At 70.1% G+C, this 15,813-nt stretch carries 14 protein-coding genes; 7 read left to right on the top strand and 7 right to left on the bottom strand.

The features are described 5' to 3' along the window. Nucleotides 1–87: 87 nt before the first annotated feature. Nucleotides 88–858: a hypothetical protein gene (locus tag BJY22_RS21485; protein WP_167209472.1), complete on the top strand. Its 771-nt coding sequence runs from the start codon at nt 88–90 to the stop codon at nt 856–858. Nucleotides 859–867: 9 nt separating this feature from the next. On the opposite strand, the gene BJY22_RS21480 is transcribed toward BJY22_RS21485, so the two are convergent. Then, complete coding sequence (locus BJY22_RS21480) at nt 868–1,050, bottom strand: hypothetical protein (RefSeq protein ID WP_167209470.1); 183 nt, start codon at nt 1,048–1,050, stop codon at nt 868–870. Between the two features lie 122 nt (nt 1,051–1,172). On the opposite strand from BJY22_RS21480, the gene BJY22_RS21475 reads away from it, so the two are divergent. The 3 genes from BJY22_RS21475 to BJY22_RS21465 are packed head-to-tail and all read left to right on the top strand — an operon-like array spanning nt 1,173 to nt 3,350. After that, a complete protein-coding gene (locus BJY22_RS21475; RefSeq protein WP_167209468.1) occupies nt 1,173–2,471 on the top strand; it encodes an ABC transporter ATP-binding protein in 1,299 nt (432 codons plus the stop codon). A 46-nt stretch (nt 2,472–2,517) separates the two neighbouring features. Further along, the gene (locus tag BJY22_RS21470; RefSeq protein ID WP_167209466.1) at nt 2,518–2,991 is read left to right on the top strand and encodes a MarR family transcriptional regulator; all 474 of its coding nucleotides are present in this window, start codon (nt 2,518–2,520) and stop codon (nt 2,989–2,991) included. Then, nucleotides 2,991–3,350 (top strand): hypothetical protein, encoded by a 360-nt coding sequence (locus tag BJY22_RS21465; protein WP_167209464.1) that lies wholly within the window; start codon nt 2,991–2,993, stop codon nt 3,348–3,350. Before BJY22_RS21470 ends, BJY22_RS21465 begins: the two co-directional genes overlap by 1 nt. A 132-nt stretch (nt 3,351–3,482) precedes the next feature. Here BJY22_RS21465 and BJY22_RS21460 read toward each other — a convergent pair whose 3' ends face one another. Then, nucleotides 3,483–3,926 (bottom strand): Hsp20/alpha crystallin family protein, encoded by a 444-nt coding sequence (locus tag BJY22_RS21460; protein ID WP_167209462.1) that lies wholly within the window; start codon nt 3,924–3,926, stop codon nt 3,483–3,485. A 121-nt stretch (nt 3,927–4,047) separates the two neighbouring features. On the opposite strand from BJY22_RS21460, the gene BJY22_RS21455 reads away from it, so the two are divergent. Beyond that, nucleotides 4,048–4,668, top strand: coding sequence for a hypothetical protein (locus BJY22_RS21455; RefSeq protein WP_167209460.1), 621 nt, complete (start codon nt 4,048–4,050; stop codon nt 4,666–4,668). A gap of 32 nt (nt 4,669–4,700) precedes the next feature. Here the strand turns inward: BJY22_RS21455 and BJY22_RS21450 are convergent, their stop codons facing one another. Genes BJY22_RS21450 through BJY22_RS21435 form a run of 4 tightly spaced genes read right to left on the bottom strand, consistent with a single transcriptional unit; the run spans nt 4,701 to nt 10,967 of the window. Beyond that, nucleotides 4,701–5,498: an enoyl-CoA hydratase/isomerase family protein gene (locus BJY22_RS21450; protein WP_167209458.1), complete on the bottom strand. Its 798-nt coding sequence runs from the start codon at nt 5,496–5,498 to the stop codon at nt 4,701–4,703. Continuing rightward, entirely contained in the window at nt 5,498–6,754 is a 1,257-nt protein-coding gene (locus BJY22_RS21445; protein ID WP_167209457.1) for a CaiB/BaiF CoA transferase family protein, read from the bottom strand. The genes BJY22_RS21450 and BJY22_RS21445 overlap by 1 nt, the downstream gene beginning before the upstream one ends. Nucleotides 6,755–6,756: 2 nt before the next feature. Next, the gene (locus tag BJY22_RS21440; protein ID WP_167209455.1) at nt 6,757–8,886 is read right to left on the bottom strand and encodes a hydantoinase B/oxoprolinase family protein; all 2,130 of its coding nucleotides are present in this window, start codon (nt 8,884–8,886) and stop codon (nt 6,757–6,759) included. A 26-nt stretch (nt 8,887–8,912) separates the two neighbouring features. Continuing rightward, on the bottom strand, nt 8,913–10,967 hold the full coding sequence (locus BJY22_RS21435) for a hydantoinase/oxoprolinase family protein (protein WP_167209453.1): 2,055 nt from the start codon (nt 10,965–10,967) through the stop codon (nt 8,913–8,915). A gap of 136 nt (nt 10,968–11,103) precedes the next feature. On the opposite strand from BJY22_RS21435, the gene BJY22_RS21430 reads away from it, so the two are divergent. Beyond that, on the top strand, nt 11,104–12,939 hold the full coding sequence (locus tag BJY22_RS21430) for a helix-turn-helix domain-containing protein (RefSeq protein ID WP_167209451.1): 1,836 nt from the start codon (nt 11,104–11,106) through the stop codon (nt 12,937–12,939). Between the two features lie 101 nt (nt 12,940–13,040). Next, nucleotides 13,041–14,315 carry a hydroxymethylglutaryl-CoA reductase, degradative gene (locus BJY22_RS21425; protein WP_167209449.1) on the top strand — a complete coding sequence of 425 codons (1,275 nt, stop codon included), beginning with the start codon at nt 13,041–13,043 and terminating at the stop codon, nt 14,313–14,315. 42 nt (nt 14,316–14,357) lie between these two features. On the opposite strand, the gene BJY22_RS21420 is transcribed toward BJY22_RS21425, so the two are convergent. Continuing rightward, complete coding sequence (locus tag BJY22_RS21420; RefSeq protein WP_167209447.1) at nt 14,358–15,812, bottom strand: dihydrolipoyl dehydrogenase family protein; 1,455 nt, start codon at nt 15,810–15,812, stop codon at nt 14,358–14,360. Between the last annotated feature and the right edge of the window lies 1 nt (nt 15,813).

Below are 15,813 nucleotides of genomic sequence, written 5' to 3'. Positions count from 1 at the left end.
GTGACGTGATGGACCGTCTCGTCCTTGGGGCAGAGCATGGGCGATCGCCGTGAACTACGGCATTCTCACCTGAAGAGGAGGTGACCGATGGCTGAGGGCAATGCCGGACCGCGGGCGAGGAGGCACCGCGGACGACCCAACAGATCCGGTGGCTGGCTGGGACTCGTCGTACTCGCCGTCACCGGGACGCTGACGTTGGCCCTGGTCGGCGTACTCGCCTGGGCCGCGCTGTTCAACGACCGCGACACCAGCGTTGCGGACGTGGCTCCTGGTCGGACGACCTCTCAGTCTCCGCATGCTGACCACACCTCGGCCCCGGCCGCTTCCCAGCCGAGTGCGAGCCCGCTGCTCGCCCGGACTGCCTCACTCGAGGGGTGCGTCGCCGAGGTGGCCGCGGCCGATGCCGAGGTGGCGGCGGCGAGGATCGGCATCGGTCACTGGGCCGAGCACATCCAGGCCCGCACCGATCTGCTGACCGGCAGCCAGCCGAAGGAAGTCACCAAGGCGATCTGGAAGCGCACCCGGGAAGCCGGGCCTGCCGATCTCACCCGCCATCAGCAAGCAGTCGCCGAGCACGCCCGCCGGGCCGGCTCGTGCGCCGGCGCTCCCAAGAGCACCCAGCTGACCGCTTGCCAGCAACGCCTGCGGATCCTCGACAAAGCAGTCGCGACCGGCGCGGCCGGCATGGGCGACTGGAGAGCCCACCAGAACGCGATGGCCGCCCACAAGGCCGGCGAGATCGACGCCGCCCACGCCCAGACCATGTGGGAGGCCGCCTGGACCGCCGCCCCGAAGAACATCAACGCCTTCAAGGCCGCCGACGCCACCCTCCGCACCGCCCCCGCCTGTCGCAGCTGACCGGCCGCGTCACTCGTCCTGCGAGGGGTTGAGTTGTATGCCGGTCTCGGCTGCCTTCACGCGGACGGTCTCGACACACCGGCCCAGCTTCAAGGCAATCACGACCGTGGGCAGTCCGGCCGAGACGCACCGCTCGAGCACCAGCTGATCGCCCCGCGTCCACGATGCCTCGCTCGAACTGATGACCGACATGACAACTCCCCTCTCGTCGTTCCCACAACAGCCCGCCTGCGGTACCCGGCAACCCGCCCGGCAAACGGGAACTCTGGACAAGCAGCGCGGCCTGCCTGTGTACTCGGTCTCGAGGAGGCGGCATGACCGGGATCAAGCTGGACTCGGTGTCCAAGGTGTTCAGCGGCCGGTATGTTGCCGTTGACAACGTAAGCCTCGACATCGCCGCGGGCGAGGTGATGGTTCTGCTCGGGCCGTCGGGCTGCGGGAAAACCACGCTGCTGCGGATCATTGCCGGTCTGGAGGACCTCTCCGCGGGAGATGTGTGGCTGGGCCGCACGCACGCGACAGATCTTCCACCCAGGGAGCGTGGTGTCGCACTCGTCTTCCAGAACGGCGCCCTGTACCCGAACCGCACCGGCCGCGAGAACATCATGTTCCCGTTGCGGATGGCGGGCGAGGACCCCGCCGAGGCCGGCGAGAAGGCCGACGGCGTGGCCAGGATCCTCCGGATCGACACCGCCGTCGACCGCCTGCCCCGCACGCTGTCCGGCGGCCAACGGCAACGCGTCGCCATCGGCCGCGCGCTGGTCAGGCAGCCGCGGATCTTCCTGATGGACGAGCCGCTGTCCAACCTCGACGCGACCCTGCGGACCGAGTTGCGGCAGGAGATCGGGGCGATGGTCCGGGATCTCAGCGTGACAACGGTGTACGTCACCCACGACCAGATCGAGGCCCTCACGCTGGCGGACCGGATCGCCATCATGCGCGACGGACGGATCGAGGACGTCGGGACACCGGACCAGGTCTACAACGACCCGGCCACCGCGTTCGGCGCGGGCTTCCTGGGTACGCCGCGGATCAACCTGATGTCGGCGACCGTCCGCGTGACCGCTCACCACCGGGTCAGTCTCGACCTCGGCGACCAGACCCTGGCGCTGCCTCCGCTGGACCGCCGATCGCTCATCCTCAGCCGGCACGACGGCGCACGCGTGATCGTCGGCGCCCGCTCCGACGCGTTCACACCGACGTCCGAACGGGACGAGAACCAGCTGTCGGGATCGCTGCGGGCACTCGAGTTCCACGGCAACCAGTGGATCGCGTTCGTTGCGTCGGGCATCGAGATGCTCGACCCCGACCTGGTCGGGCAAGCGCGACCGCGCCACCGGGCGGAGCGCTCACACACCCGGCACGCCGTACAGCGCGCCTCGGTCCGGACCATGCTGACCAATGTGGCGAAAGCGGCCCTTCATCGATCCGCCGCCGCTCCACGCACCAACGACCCGCACCCGCCCGCGACACACCGCCGCTCCGACCTGGTCATCGAGGTCGACTCCGGCAACGGCCTCGCGACCGGCGACACCGTGCACCTCGCCGTCGACACCGCCCGGGTCCACATCTTCGACGAACAGGGCCGTCGCATCGACCGCGTCACGCGTTAGTTAGGTCACTAACTATTAGAGGGCATAAGGTTGCTACACTCACTATGTGGCAACGACGAAGGCACCGGAGAACCCCCTCGCGCTCGAGCATCAGGTGTGCTTCGCGCTCGCGGTCGCCTCGCGCGGCGTGATCGCGCTGTACAGGCCCCTGCTCGAACCGATGGGGCTGACGCATCCGCAGTACCTCGTCATGCTGGCGCTTTGGGAGTTCGAACCGGTCTCGGTCAAGGACCTGTCCGGCATGCTCCAGCTCGAGCCCGCCACGCTCTCCCCGCTGCTCAAGCGTCTCGAGAGCGCGGGCCTGCTGCGCCGCGATCGCGACACCAAGGACGAGCGCTCGCTCGCCGTCGCGCTCACCGACAAGGGACGTGCGCTCCGCGAGGAGGCGCTGAACGTTCCCCCGGCCATCGTCTCCCGGCTCGGCCTGGACATCGACGAGCTGATGCAACTCCACGAACGCCTGACCCGCGTCATCGCCGCCGCCAAGAACGCCGGCACCGCAACCCCGAATGAGGACTGATGGACGACACGACCGACGCCGGCCGGCGGGAATCGGCTCCTGAGCAAACGCCGCCGCCCCGGCGTCCGGTACGGCGACGGCGCACGCCTCGCCCGATGAACATCGAGACCGTCCAGCGCTGGGTCGTCTCGGCCGTCCTGTTCCACGTCGGCACCGTCCCGGCCGTCACGCTGGCCGTCTACAGCATCGGCGTGTCCCGCGACGACTTCGGCCGCGGCGTCGGCCTGTGGATCATGTCCGGCGTGATCGGCCTCCTCACGGCGGCAGGCATCCTCGCCATCTTCCGCCGCACACCGCTCTCCCCCTGGCTCCCCCTGGGCATCCTGCCAACCGCAATCACCGGCTTCTACATCTTCTGAACGACCGGTCTCGGTCGGCGGGTCAGGACGACGTGGCGGCCTCGCCGCTGGGACGTGACCCCGGTGGGAGTGGGACTGCTCCTGCGTGGTGCCGCGGGCCGCCACGTCGCGTCTGTCGGCTCCTTGGACAGGTCAGGCGTCGAGCTGTTTGTGACTGCTCGCGCCGGTGACGGTGATCCGTCGCGGCTTGGCCTGCTCGGCGATCGGGATCTTCAGCGTCAGGACGCCGGCGTCGTAGCTCGCCTCGATCTTGCCGGTGTCGAGCGTCTCGCCGAGGAACAGCTGCCGGGAGAACACCCCGAGCGGCCGCTCCGCGACCTGCATCTCCACGTTCTCGGCGACTTCCGGAGGACGTCGCTCCGCCTTCACCGTCAGCACATTGCGCTCGACGTCGAGCTCGATCGCATCCGGTGCGACACCGGGGAGGTCGAAGGAGATCACGTACTCGTCGCCCGAACGGTAGGCGTCCAGGGGCATCGGATTCGGCCTCGACCAGGTCCCTTGACCGCCGGCGCCACCGAAGAACTGCTGCGTCAGGCGGTCCAACTCCCGGAACGGGTCTGTGCGCATCAACATCTGTCCTGCACCTCCTGATCCTCGACTCGGACTGGTGGCGTCAACACGCACTTCTGTTCTAACATGTCATCGAAACGATGACAAGACTGATTGTCAGCATCTTGGTGACAGGGAGCGGAGCGTGATGGACGATCGACTCGACGGCCTCGAACTGCTGGCGACCCCCGGTGCCGTGGAGAACGCCGACCCGGACCAGCTCCTCGCCACGCTCACGACCCTGCACCGGCTGCGGACGTACTTCGACCAGTGGGAGCCCGTCCTCGTCGACGCCGCGCGGGACCGCGGCGTGACCTGGGCGGAGATCGCGCCCACGCTCGGTCTCGCCAGCCGCCAGGCCGCCGAGCGGCGGTACCTCCGCCTCAAACCGCACGCGGCCGACCAGCCAGGCATCACCCGCGAACGCCGCGTGCAGGCCGCCCGCGACCGCCGCTCCGCCGACCGTGCCGTCGCCGACTGGGCCCGCGACAACGCCGCGACCCTCCGCCAACTCGCCGGCCAGGTCACCGCATTACCGCACGACGCCACGAATCCGTCCTCCCCCGCGGCGGCTCCAGCCATCGCCCGGCTCCGCGACGCGCTCGGTGCGAACGACCCCGCCGAACTGATCCAGCCGCTGGCCGCCGCCGGCCCCGAGCTACGAGCGACTCACCCGCGCCTGGCCGAGCAGATCACAACCGTCACCGAAACCACCGCCACCATCCGCACCGCCGACCTCGCCCGCCGCACCCCACCATCGCGCTGAGCCCCGCACATAGCGGGAAGGAATGCACGTCGTCACGTCGAGCGGGGCTTGGTGTTGTGGCGGGAGGGGAAGTTGGGTGGGCGGCGGTCGGTGAAGGCGGTGAGGCCTTCGTGGGCATCGGGGGCGGTGAAGGCCTTTTGGCCGTAGAGGGCTTCGCTGTGGAAGGCCTGGTGCTGTGGGAGGTCGCCCAGGCGTAGGACGGCCTCTTTGATGGTTGCGAGGGCGGTGCCGCTTTTGCGCACCAGCCGGTCGGCGCGTTCCAGTACGGTCTCGAGCAGGTTCTCCGCGGGTACGACGTCGTTCAGCAAGCCGTAGCGCAGCGCCTGGGCGGCCGGGATCCGGTCGCCGAGGAGCATCAGTTCCATCGCCCAGACGTACGGGATCTGCCGTGTCAGCCGGGTGAGCGTGCCGCCGGCGGGTACGACGCCGACGCCGCTCTCGGGGAGGCCGAACTCCGCGGTGTCGGCACCGATCCGGAGATCGGTGGACAGCATGATCTCGAAGCCGCCGCCGAGGCACAGACCGTTGACCGCGGCAATCACCGGTTTGAACAGCGTGCTGTGTTTCTGGTGCGCGGCGTCCCACTCCGAGATGTCGAAACGGCCCTCGGCCAGCGCCGGGATGGACTCGGTCAGGTCGGCGCCGACACAGAACGCGCGGTCGCCGGCGCCGGTGAGGATCGCGACGGCGAGCGAGTCGTCGTCGCGGACCTCGGCGAAGGCCGCGCCGAGTTCGTCGTACATCGCGAGCGTCAGCGCGTTGAGCTTGTCCGGACGGTCGAACCGGATGATCGCGACCGCCCCGTCGCGTTCCAGCGTGATGCCGCCCATCAGATCACGCCCTTGTCCCGCAGTTCCGCGATCCGCTCGTCGTCGAGGCCGGCGAGCGCGCGCAGGATCGTCGGCGAGTGTTCACCGACCTTCGGCGCGAGGCCCCGGGGCTGGGTGGGCGTGCCGCCGAGCTTGATCGGCGAACCGAACATCCGCAGCTCGCCGAACTCCGGGTACTCGACGTCGACGACCATGTCGCGCGCCGCGATCTGCGGGTCCTCGACGACCTCGCCGATGTCCTTGATCGCACTCAGCGGTACGGCGTCCCCGACGATCTCCTCGAGCTCGGCCTTCGTCCGGTCCTCGAACCACTGGTGCAGCACCGGCCGCACACGGCGTTCGTACACCTCGGGGTCGAACCGCTTGGCCATCGTGTCGATCTCGGGATCGCCGGCGAGCTCGGGCTGCCCGAACAGATGGCACGACAGCCGCCAGAACTTGTCGGTGTAGCCGCCGAAGAACACGAACCCGTCCTTGCACGGGTAGAGCTCGTACGGCTTCACGAACGGATGCTCGTTGCCCAGCGGACCGGGGACCTTGCCGTCGACGGTGTACGACACCACGGCGTTCTCCGTGAGGCTGAGCACCGAGTCCTGCTGGGACACGTCGACGAGCTGCCCCTCCCCGGTCCGTTCCGCGTGCCGCAGCGCGGCGAGGACGCCGATGACGGCGTACAACGTGGCCGACAGGTCGCCGATGATGGTGCCGACCCGGGCGGGCGGCCGGTCCGGGAAGCCGTTCATCGACCACAGCCCGCCGGTGGCCTGCGCGCTGTTGTCGTACGCCGGGCGGCGCCGGTACGGACCGGTCTGCCCGTAGCCGGAGATCGCCGTGTACACCAGGCGCGGGTTCTCCGCACGCAGGACGTCGTACCCGACGCCGAGCTTGTCCATCGTGCCGGGCCGGAAGTTCTCGACGAGTACGTCGGCCCGCCGCACGAGGTCCTTGAGCACCTGCTTGCCGTCGTCACCGGCCAGGTCGAGGGTGAGGCCGAACTTGTTCCGGTTGTACTGCGCGAAAAACGCGCTGAACTCCTCCCCCGAGCCGGCCCGCAGCATCGGCGGGAAGGCCCTGGCGTAGTCCGGCTCGTTCGGATTCTCGATCTTGATCACGGTCGCGCCGAGATCGGCCAGCAGCATCGAGCAGAACGGACCGGCCACGACCCGCGTGATGTCGAGGACGACGATCCCGCGCAGCGCACCGCGGGACAGCCCACCGGGCAGCAGCCCCGCGATCGCGTCATTGTCGTCGTTCATCATCAGCCCTCCACTCTGACCGCGGCCTCCAGCAGCGTGCCACACGAAGGACTGTAGAACTCGTCGATCAGTACCCGACGCCCCTCGGTCCGCGGGCGGACGCGAACGCCGTACTCGGCCAGCCGTTCCGCGGCGAAGTACGTGGCCTTCCGTGCCTCGCTGCGCCAGTCGTCCGCGCTGCCCAGCCGGGCGCCGCTGGCAGGCACGTACCAGCCGTCGGCATCCCGGCGCGGTGCGGACAGCCCCGCCGACGCCTCGTGCGACGGCGTGCTGCCGAGGCGCTCCTCGCGCAGCGCGGTCCGGGCTCGCAGCGTGGCCGTCTCGTCAACGGTGCCGTCGGCAACGATCACGCCGTACGTCCGGCGCGCGGTGTCCGCGGTCACGTAGCCGTTGCGTACGTCGTCGGCGACGAGCCGCGGGTCGCGGAGCAGCGGATCGCCGTACCCGCCTCCGCCGGCGATCCATTGCACGAAGACGTCTCCGGCCCGAATGCTCACCGACTGCTGGTTGATCGCCAGCAACTCCCGATCCGCCGCGGTCAGCGAGTCCGGGTCCGGCACGAGACCGTCGGCGAACAACTGCGCGACATCGGTCCCGCGCCACACCTCGTGGCCGCTGCCGCCGCCGGGCAGACCGCCACCGAAGCCGTCGGCAACGACCTGGGCGGTCGGGGCGAAGACCGTCTGCGTGACCTCCTGCGCGCCGTGCAGCGTCCAGGCGAACCGCAGGCCGAGCCCGCCGCGGTGCGAACCGTGCCCGGCGCTCGCGGTGTCGAGTTGCTTCCACAGGTAGAGCACCGGGTACAGCATCTCGTTCATCTCGACGTCCGGCAGCATGTTGTTGACCTGCGTCATCATGCCCGCGCAGTCGAGCCCGTCGCGGTCCGGTTGCGCGCCGGCGCCCATACCGCCGCCGTCCATGTTGAACAGGACGAAGTACTCGCCGTCGTCCGTCGTACCGGCGGAGATCCCACCGGTCCACGAGTCCGCCCACACGCCTTGGGTGCGGTCGCGGATGGTGTCGTCCGCGCTGCCCCGGCAGGCGTCGTTCAGCAGCTTGGTCACGACGCGGCTGACCCGCGCGCCGGTGGTGAGGTGGCCGTTGCTGATCGGCGCCGGCGGCCGCGGATTCACGATCGACCCCGGCTCGGCCAGGATGTCGAACGCGGTCATGACCCCTTCGTTGAACGGTACGTCCCAGGCCAGGATCGGTACGACGGCGGTCGCGACACTGCCGACCAGCGCGCCGTAACTGCAGTTGACGAACCCGTCGGTCTGCTCGCTGGAACCGCTGAAGTCGAAGGTGATCTGGTCGTCGCGCTTCGTCATGGTGCACGCGACGCGGTACAGCTCGTCGACGTGCCCGTTGTGCTCGGTCCATTCCTCGGCGGTGTAGACGCCGTCCGGGATCGCGCGGATCCGGTCGCGGACGACCTGCTCGGCCAGCTGGAACGACAGCTGCGAGTACTCGCGGAACCGTTCGAGGCCGAACTCCTCGATCGTGCCCAGCAGCCGCCGGATGCCGGTGTTGTTGCTGGCGACCAGGCTGCGTACGTCGTTCCAGTACAGCACCGGCACGCGGACGTTGTTGAGCAGGATCCGGCGTACCCACTCCACCGGCTCGCCGCGCTCGAAGATCTTCACACCGGGCGGCAGCCGCAGCGCCTCGGCGTAACAGTCGTGGGCACCGGGCGCGAAGCCGCCCGGGGTCATGCCGCCGACGTCCACCAGGTGCGCCTGCGACTGGGCCCAGCCGATCAGTTCGTAGCCGTGGAAGATCGGCGAGATCACGTTGGTGTCCGGCGGGTGGCTGGCGCCCGCGGTGTGCGGGTCGTTGGAGATGAACGCGTCGCCCGGAGCCAGCGGCTCTCCTTCGATCGCCTTCACCAGGTTCTGTACGGCGACGCTGCCGGAGCCGATGTGGAACTGGACGTAGTCGGAGTACGCGTAGATGCGGCCGGTCGGGTCGAACAGCGCGGTGTTGAAGTCACCCGCCTCGGTGATCACCGGCGATCCGGAGGACCGGATCATCGCGATGCCCATCTCCTCCACGATCGAGTCCAGGCGCATCCGGATCACCTCGAGGGTGACCGGGTCGAACCCCGCGGGGAGCGTGTACGAGCTGCTGGTCATGGTCGTCTCCTTCGACAGGGTCGGGTTCAGCGGCTCAGGCGGAGCAGGAAGTCGCCACTGCCGGTGAGTTCGGCGGTGGCCCCGCTGGGCACGTACACCGTGGTGTCGGGCTCCTCCAGCAGACAGGGTCCGCCGGCGTGCCCGAGCGCCCCGAACCCGCGGTGCACCTCGAGCTCGACGCGCTCACCAGTGAGCGGCTCGATCACGCGGCGGCGGCTGCGCTCGTGACGCTCCGCCTCCGCGCCCGCGACCAGCTCCACGGTCTGTACGTCGCTGCGCCCGATCGCCCGGACGCGGGAGTTGACGAGCAGGATCCCGGCCTCGGTCCAGGCGGTCCCGGCGCCGAACTCCTCCTCGTAGTCGGCGATGAACTGCGCGTGCAGCGCCTCCTTGTCCTGCTCCCCGAATGTGCCGGCCGGCAGCCGGGTCGTCACCTCGAAGATCTGGCCGACGAACTTCATGTCCGCCTCGCGGTACAGCTCCCGCCGGTCCTCCGGAATCCCCTCGGCCTCGAACCAGGCCTGGGCACGCGCCTCGAGAGCCACGAACTCCGCGTCGAGCGCGGCCGCCGGGTGGGCAGGCGTCCAGGGGCTCGTCTGTACGGCGGAGAACACCGAGTCGGCGTGCATCAGACCGTGAGCCGAGAAGACCGCGGCGTTGCGAGGAACGACCACCTCGCGGACGCCGGCCTCCGCGGCGATGCCGGCCGCGAACAGCCCGCACGCGCCGCCGAAACCGACGAGCGTGAACTCCCGCGGATCGTGGCCGCGGTTCACGGTGATCTTGCGCAGCGCGTTGGCCATCTGCGACGTCGCCAGCCGGTACACGCCCTCGGCCGCGGCTTCCTCGGTGATCCCGAGCGGTTCGGCCACGTGCTTGCGGAGTGCGGCGCGGGCCTGGTCCTCGTACAGCGGGACCGTGCCGCCCAGGTAGTAGTCGGGGTTGATGAGTCCGAGCACGAGCGCGGCGTCGGTGACCGCGGGCTGGGTGCCGCCCTTTCCGTAGCAGGCCGGACCGGGCATCGAGCCCGCGCTGTGCGGACCGACGCGGAGCAGGTTCCGGCCGTCCACCCAGGCGAGGCTGCCGCCGCCGGCGCCGATGGTCTCGATGTCGACCGCGGTCAGGCTCGTCGGCAGACCGCCGATCTCGGCCCGTGGCAGCAGCCGGAACTCGTCGTCGATGATCGCGGCCGCGTCGAGGCTCGTACCGCCCATGTCCGCGGTCAGCACCCGCCGGCGGCCGAGCTGCTTGCCGAGCAGCCGCGCTCCGGTCACGCCGCCGACCGGTCCGGAGTTGAACATCGAGATCGGCGCCTTCCCGGTCTCCTCCACCGACAGGAACCCGCCGTGCACCTGCATGATCTGCACCCGGGCCCGCAGCCCCCTGCTCGACAACTCGTCGGCGAGGTGATCGAAGTGCGACGCGACGAGCGGTTTGACCGCGGCGTCCAGCGCGGTCGTCACCATCCGCTCGTATTCGCGGTACACCGGGGTCAACGCGCTGGAGAGCGTGTACGGGACGCCCGGACGGTGCTTGTCGAGGTACTCGCCGATGGCCTTCTCGTGTGCCGCGTTCCGGAACGACCACAGCAAGCAGACCGCGACCGCCTCGGCACCGGTCGCGAGCACCGCGTCGACGGCGTCCGCGATCGCGTCCTCGGTGAGCGGGACCAGAACGTTGCCGTGCGCATCGACCCGCTCGGCGACCTCGACGATCCGGCGCCGCTCCACGATGTCCGGCGGCGCCGCCATCCGGTGCGGGTCACGCTCGTCGGTGCGGGCCGACCGGGCGATGCGGAGCGTGTCGCGGAAGCCCTGCGTGGTCAGCAGACCCACCGCGGCGTACTTCTGCTCGTCGACGGCGTTGGTGACGATCGTGTTGCCCAGGACGAACCGGTCGACCGCCCCGAGGAACTCGGCCTCGGCCATCCCCGCGCGCTCCCGCAGTACGCCGATCGCGTCGAGGATCCCGGTGGTCACGTCCTTGGTCGAGAACGCCTTGCCGCGGATCGCGCGCCCGTCGACGATCGCCACGGCGTCGGTGAACGTGCCACCGACGTCAATGCCCACATGCAGGGTCATGCTCGCTCTCCTTCGACTGCGTCGGTGCGGATCTTCCAGGACTGTACGAGCGCCAACTCCCCCAAGCTATGTGTTGTTCATCCACGATCCTCTACAGTGTGCTGGACGATCGGTACATCAGATCGAGGAGTACTACGTGACGGACGCACTCCCGGTCGACGTTGTCGTCAGGCTCCTGCAGGCGGCCTCGGCCGAGCAGGAGGTCGATGTGGACAGCCTGCTCGGCGGCGCGCGACTGTCCGGACCTGATGCCCTGCGCGTCGGCACCGAGATCCGCCGCCTGCGGGCGACCTCGGAACGCCGGCGACGCCGCGACCAGGAGCTCACCGCGCTCTTCTCCTCGGCACGCGAACTCGCCCAGCTCCGCGACGTCGACGAACTGCTCGGCCGGCTCGTCGAGCGCGCCCACGACCTGGTCGGCACCGACGTGACGTACCTGTCCGAGTTCGATCCGGACAGCCGCGAGCTCCGCGTGCGCACCACGCTCGGCACGGTCGAGCCGTCGTTCCTCGGCCTCCGGGTCCCTCCCGGCGTGGGCCTCGCGAGTCAGGTCGTCGAAGGGCGCCGCCCGTTCTGGACGTCGAAGTACGCCGTGATGACCCAGGCCCGGCACGACTCCGCGATCGACGCCGCGGTGTCCGCGGAAGGTCTGGTGTCGCTGCTCGGCGTTCCACTGCTCGCCGGCGACGAGGTGATCGGCGTCCTGTTCGCTGCGAACCGCGTCGAGCACGCCTTCTCCCCCGAGGAGATCTCGCTGCTCTCGGCCTTCGCCGACCACGCGGCGATCGTGTTGCAGACCGCTCGGCTCCTCGCCCGCGCCCAGGAGTCGGCCGACGAGACCCGGCGCGCGTACGGCGAACTCTCGCGCCACGTCGAAGCGATGGAACGCGCCAGCGAGGTACACAGTGACCTCACCAGTCTCGTCCTGCAGGGCGGCGAGGCGTCGGACGTCGCCATCGCACTCGGTCGCGCACTGCGCTGCCAGGTCTCACTGCTCGACCCTGAGCATCTGCACGGCCCGGTCGGCGACGCCGTCGACCGCAGCCGCCGGAGCGGACGGTGCTCCGCCGTTGCCGATGGCACCTATGTGGTCGCGGTCCTCGCCGGGTCCGCGCTGCTCGGCGCGCTGCTGCTGGAGCAGGGCGAGGTGGAGTTCGGACCGGTCGAACTGCGTACCGCGGAGCGCGCCGCCCAGATCACGGCGCTGCTCAATCTCAAGCAGGACGCGATGATCGAGGCCGAACAGCGGGTCCGCAGCGACCTGCTCGCCGACATGCTGTCCGACGACCCCGACCGCCGTGGCGACGTCGCGACCCGGGCCCGCGCCCGCGGCATCCGGCTCGGCGAACTGCAGTCGGTCGTCGTGGTCGCCGTACCGGCCGAACTGCGCCGTGACGCGATCCGCGCCCTGCGGCGGACTGGCGGACCGGCGGGTGAACACGCGGAACGAGCCGTGGTGCTCACGTCCCATGCCGACCCGGCCGCCGCGAGCACCTTCGTCCACACCACGGTGAGCCGCGCTGTGCGAGCGCCGGTACTGGCCGTCGGCGCGAGCTTCGCCGACGCCACCGACGACCTTCGCGCCCAGGTCGAGGCCGCGTCGTCGTGCGTGCGGATGCTGCCGTCGCTCGGCCTGACCGACACGGCAGTGACCACCGACGAGTACCTGCCGTACGTCGCGCTGTTCGGCCCGGGCGAAGCGCGCGTCACGGCGTACGTGCGACGTGTCATCGGACCCGTCCTGGACTGGGATGCCAAACACGTCGGCAAGCTCCTGCCCACCCTCGCGGCCTACCTGGGCAACCGGATGAGCCCGGTCGCCACAGCCCGCGCGCTCCACCTGCACAAGAACACCGTGCTCCAGCGACTGGAACGCGCCGCCGAACTCCTCGGCGACGACTGGCAGGAACCCGACCGGCTGTTCCGGGTCACCGTCGCGGTTCGCCTCGCCGAGCTGACCAAAAATCCATAGCACCGCGGCTCGTTGTGGACGATCGGTCCGTTCCCGGTCGCTGCGCCGACGGCTAGCGTCTCCCCCGTACCGCAGTCGGACCGAGGTGGAGGGTCGTCGCCATGCCGCGCACCAGTCGTATCCAGGGTCTCCGCGATCTGTCCGTCGAGGACCGGCGTACGTCGGTCGCCCGGGCCGCGGGTGTCGATCCCGGCTCGATCGCCGCCTTCGACCCGGCCCACGGTCTCGGAGCCGGCCTGGCGGACCACATGATCGAGAACGCGACCGGGGTCCTCGGCGTGCCGCTGGGGGTGGCGACGAACTTCGTCGTCAACGGCGTCGACGTACTGGTGCCGATGGCAACCGAAGAGGCCTCCGTCGTCGCGGCGGCGAGCAACGCCGCCAAGATCGCCCGCCTGCACGGCGGCTTCACCACGTCGTCGACCGCACCCGTGATGCAGGCCCAGGTGCAGATCGTCGGTGTCGCCGATCCCGAGGCCGGCCGGGTCCGGCTGCTCGAGGCCCGCGACGAACTGATCGCCCTCGCCAACAAGCAGGACCCCAAGTTGGTCGAGTTCGGCGGCGGCGTGCGGGACATCGCGGTCCGGCTGATCTCCTCGCGGGCCGGCGTCTACGTGATCGCGCATCTGCAGGTCGACGTCCGCGACGCTATGGGCGCCAACGCGGTCAACACGATGGCCGAGGCCGTCGCCACCCGCGCGGCCGAGATCGCCGGCGGCACCAGCCTGCTGCGGATCCTCACCAACAAGGCCGATCTGCGGCTCTCCCGCGCCCGCGCGGTGTTCGACGCGGACGCGCTCGGCGGCGCGGAGGTCGTCACCAACATCATCCACGCCGCCGCACTCGCCGAGGCGGACCCGTACCGCGCCGCCACCCACAACAAGGGCATCATGAACGGCATCAGCGCCGTCGTACTTGCCACTGGCAACGACACGCGGGCCGTCGAGGCCGGAGCCCACTCGCACGCCGTCTCCCCTGCCGGTCTCTACACCTCGCTGTCCCGCTTCGAGAAGGATGCCGACGGCAACCTGGCCGGAAGCCTGGAGCTGCCGATGCCCGTCGGACTGGTCGGCGGCGCGACCAAGGTGCATCCGACCGCGCAGGCCGCGGTCGCACTGCTCGGTGTCCGCACCGCCGCCGAGCTGGCCGAGATCATCACGGCCGTCGGCCTCGCCCAGAACTTCGCCGCCGTCCGCGCACTCGCCACCGAAGGCATCCAGCGCGGGCACATGTCGCTGCACGCCCGCAACATCGCCTCGACCGTCGGCGCGACCGCCGCCGAAGTTCCCGCCGTCGTCGCCCGCCTCGTGGCGGACAAAAAGGTCCGCGCCGACTACGCCGAACAGGTCCTCGCCGAGCTCCGGACCAGCCGCTGAGCCACCGGTCGCGCCCCCTACCCGCGGCTACCGCTCGCTGAGCTACCGGTCGCGGCCGTCGGTTTCGAGGAGGCGGAGCCAGAGCTCGCTCATCGTCGGGTAGGCGGGAACGGCGTGCCAGAGCCGGTCGAGCGGTACTTCGCCGACGATGGCGACGGTCGCCGCGTGCAGGAGTTCGGCGACGTCGGGTCCGACGGCGGTGAAGCCGATGAGCACGTCGCGGTCCTCGTCGACGATCATGCGAACCTGCCCGCGGTAGTTGTCGGCGTGCAGCGCGGCGCCGGAGACCGCTCCGAGGTCGTAGTCGACGATCCGGATCTTCAGACCGGCCGCCGTTGCGCCTTCGGCGGACAGGCCGACGGCGGCGACCTCGGGATCGGTGAAGATCACCTGTGTGGTGGCGCGCTCGTCGGCGGTGACCGCGTGACGTCCCCAAGGGCTCAGATCGAGCTTGTCACCGCGGGCCCGCGCGGCGATGGCATCACCCAGAGCGCGGGCCTGGTACTTGCCGTGATGAGTCAGTAGGGCCCGCCTGTTCACGTCGCCGGCGGCGTACAGCCAGCTGTCTTGCAGCGGCGTACCGGTGTCGTCGAGCACGGCGAGGTTGTCGTCGACGTGCAGCCAGTCCCCGGGCGTCAGGCCGAGGTGATCCAGGCCGAGGTCCTTGGTGTTCGGGGTGCGTCCTGTGGCGACGAGAACCTCGTCCGCCTCGACGGTGGTGCCGTCGGACAGGGTGAGGTGCACCGCGCCGGAGTCGTCCCGGCCGACCTCGGTGGCTTCGACGTTGAGGTGGAGCGATACTCCGGCCGTGCGGAGAGCATCGGTCACCTGTTCACCGGCGAACGGCTCCACGCCGGGCAGCAGGCGGGTCTGGGACACGAGGGTCACCTGCGCGCCGAGGTCGCTGAACGCGGTGGCCATTTCGGATCCGACGACGCCGCCACCGATGATGGCGAGCCGGTTCGGGATGGTTCGGACCGCGGCGGCTTCCCTGTTCGTCCACGGCGCCACGTCCGCCAGTCCGCGGATGGGCGGCAGGTGGGCGCTGCTGCCCGTCGCGATCACGACCGCATGACGCGCTTGCACCGTCGTGGTCGTGCCGTCGGTGTGCGTGACGGTCACGGCTCGCGTGCCGGTGATGCGTCCGTGACCACGAACCAGGGTGATGCCTGCCTGGTTCAGCCACTCGACCTGCCCGGAGTCGTTCCATTCGGAGGTGAAGCGATCGCGCCGGGCCAGCACCTTGGCCGGATCAAGGCCGCCGCTGACGGCGTGGCCTGCGGCCGGTAGCGCGCGTGCGGCGCGGAGCGCGGCGGCGTCGCGGAGCAGTGCCTTGGTCGGCATACAGGCCCAGTACGAGCACTCGCCGCCGACGAGTTCGTGTTCGACGATCGCCGCGGTCAGGCCGCCCGCGACCACCCGGTCGGCCACGTTCTCACCGACCGGTCCGGCGCCGATGACCACGACGTCGTACGTGTCCTGGCTGGAGTTCGGCATA

Origin of the sequence: Kribbella shirazensis (assembly GCF_011761605.1) — a bacterium.
Classification (GTDB): domain Bacteria; phylum Actinomycetota; class Actinomycetes; order Propionibacteriales; family Kribbellaceae; genus Kribbella; species Kribbella shirazensis.
The sequence above is the reverse complement of the archived record's forward strand: the minus strand, read 5'-3'. Positions and strand labels throughout refer to the sequence as shown.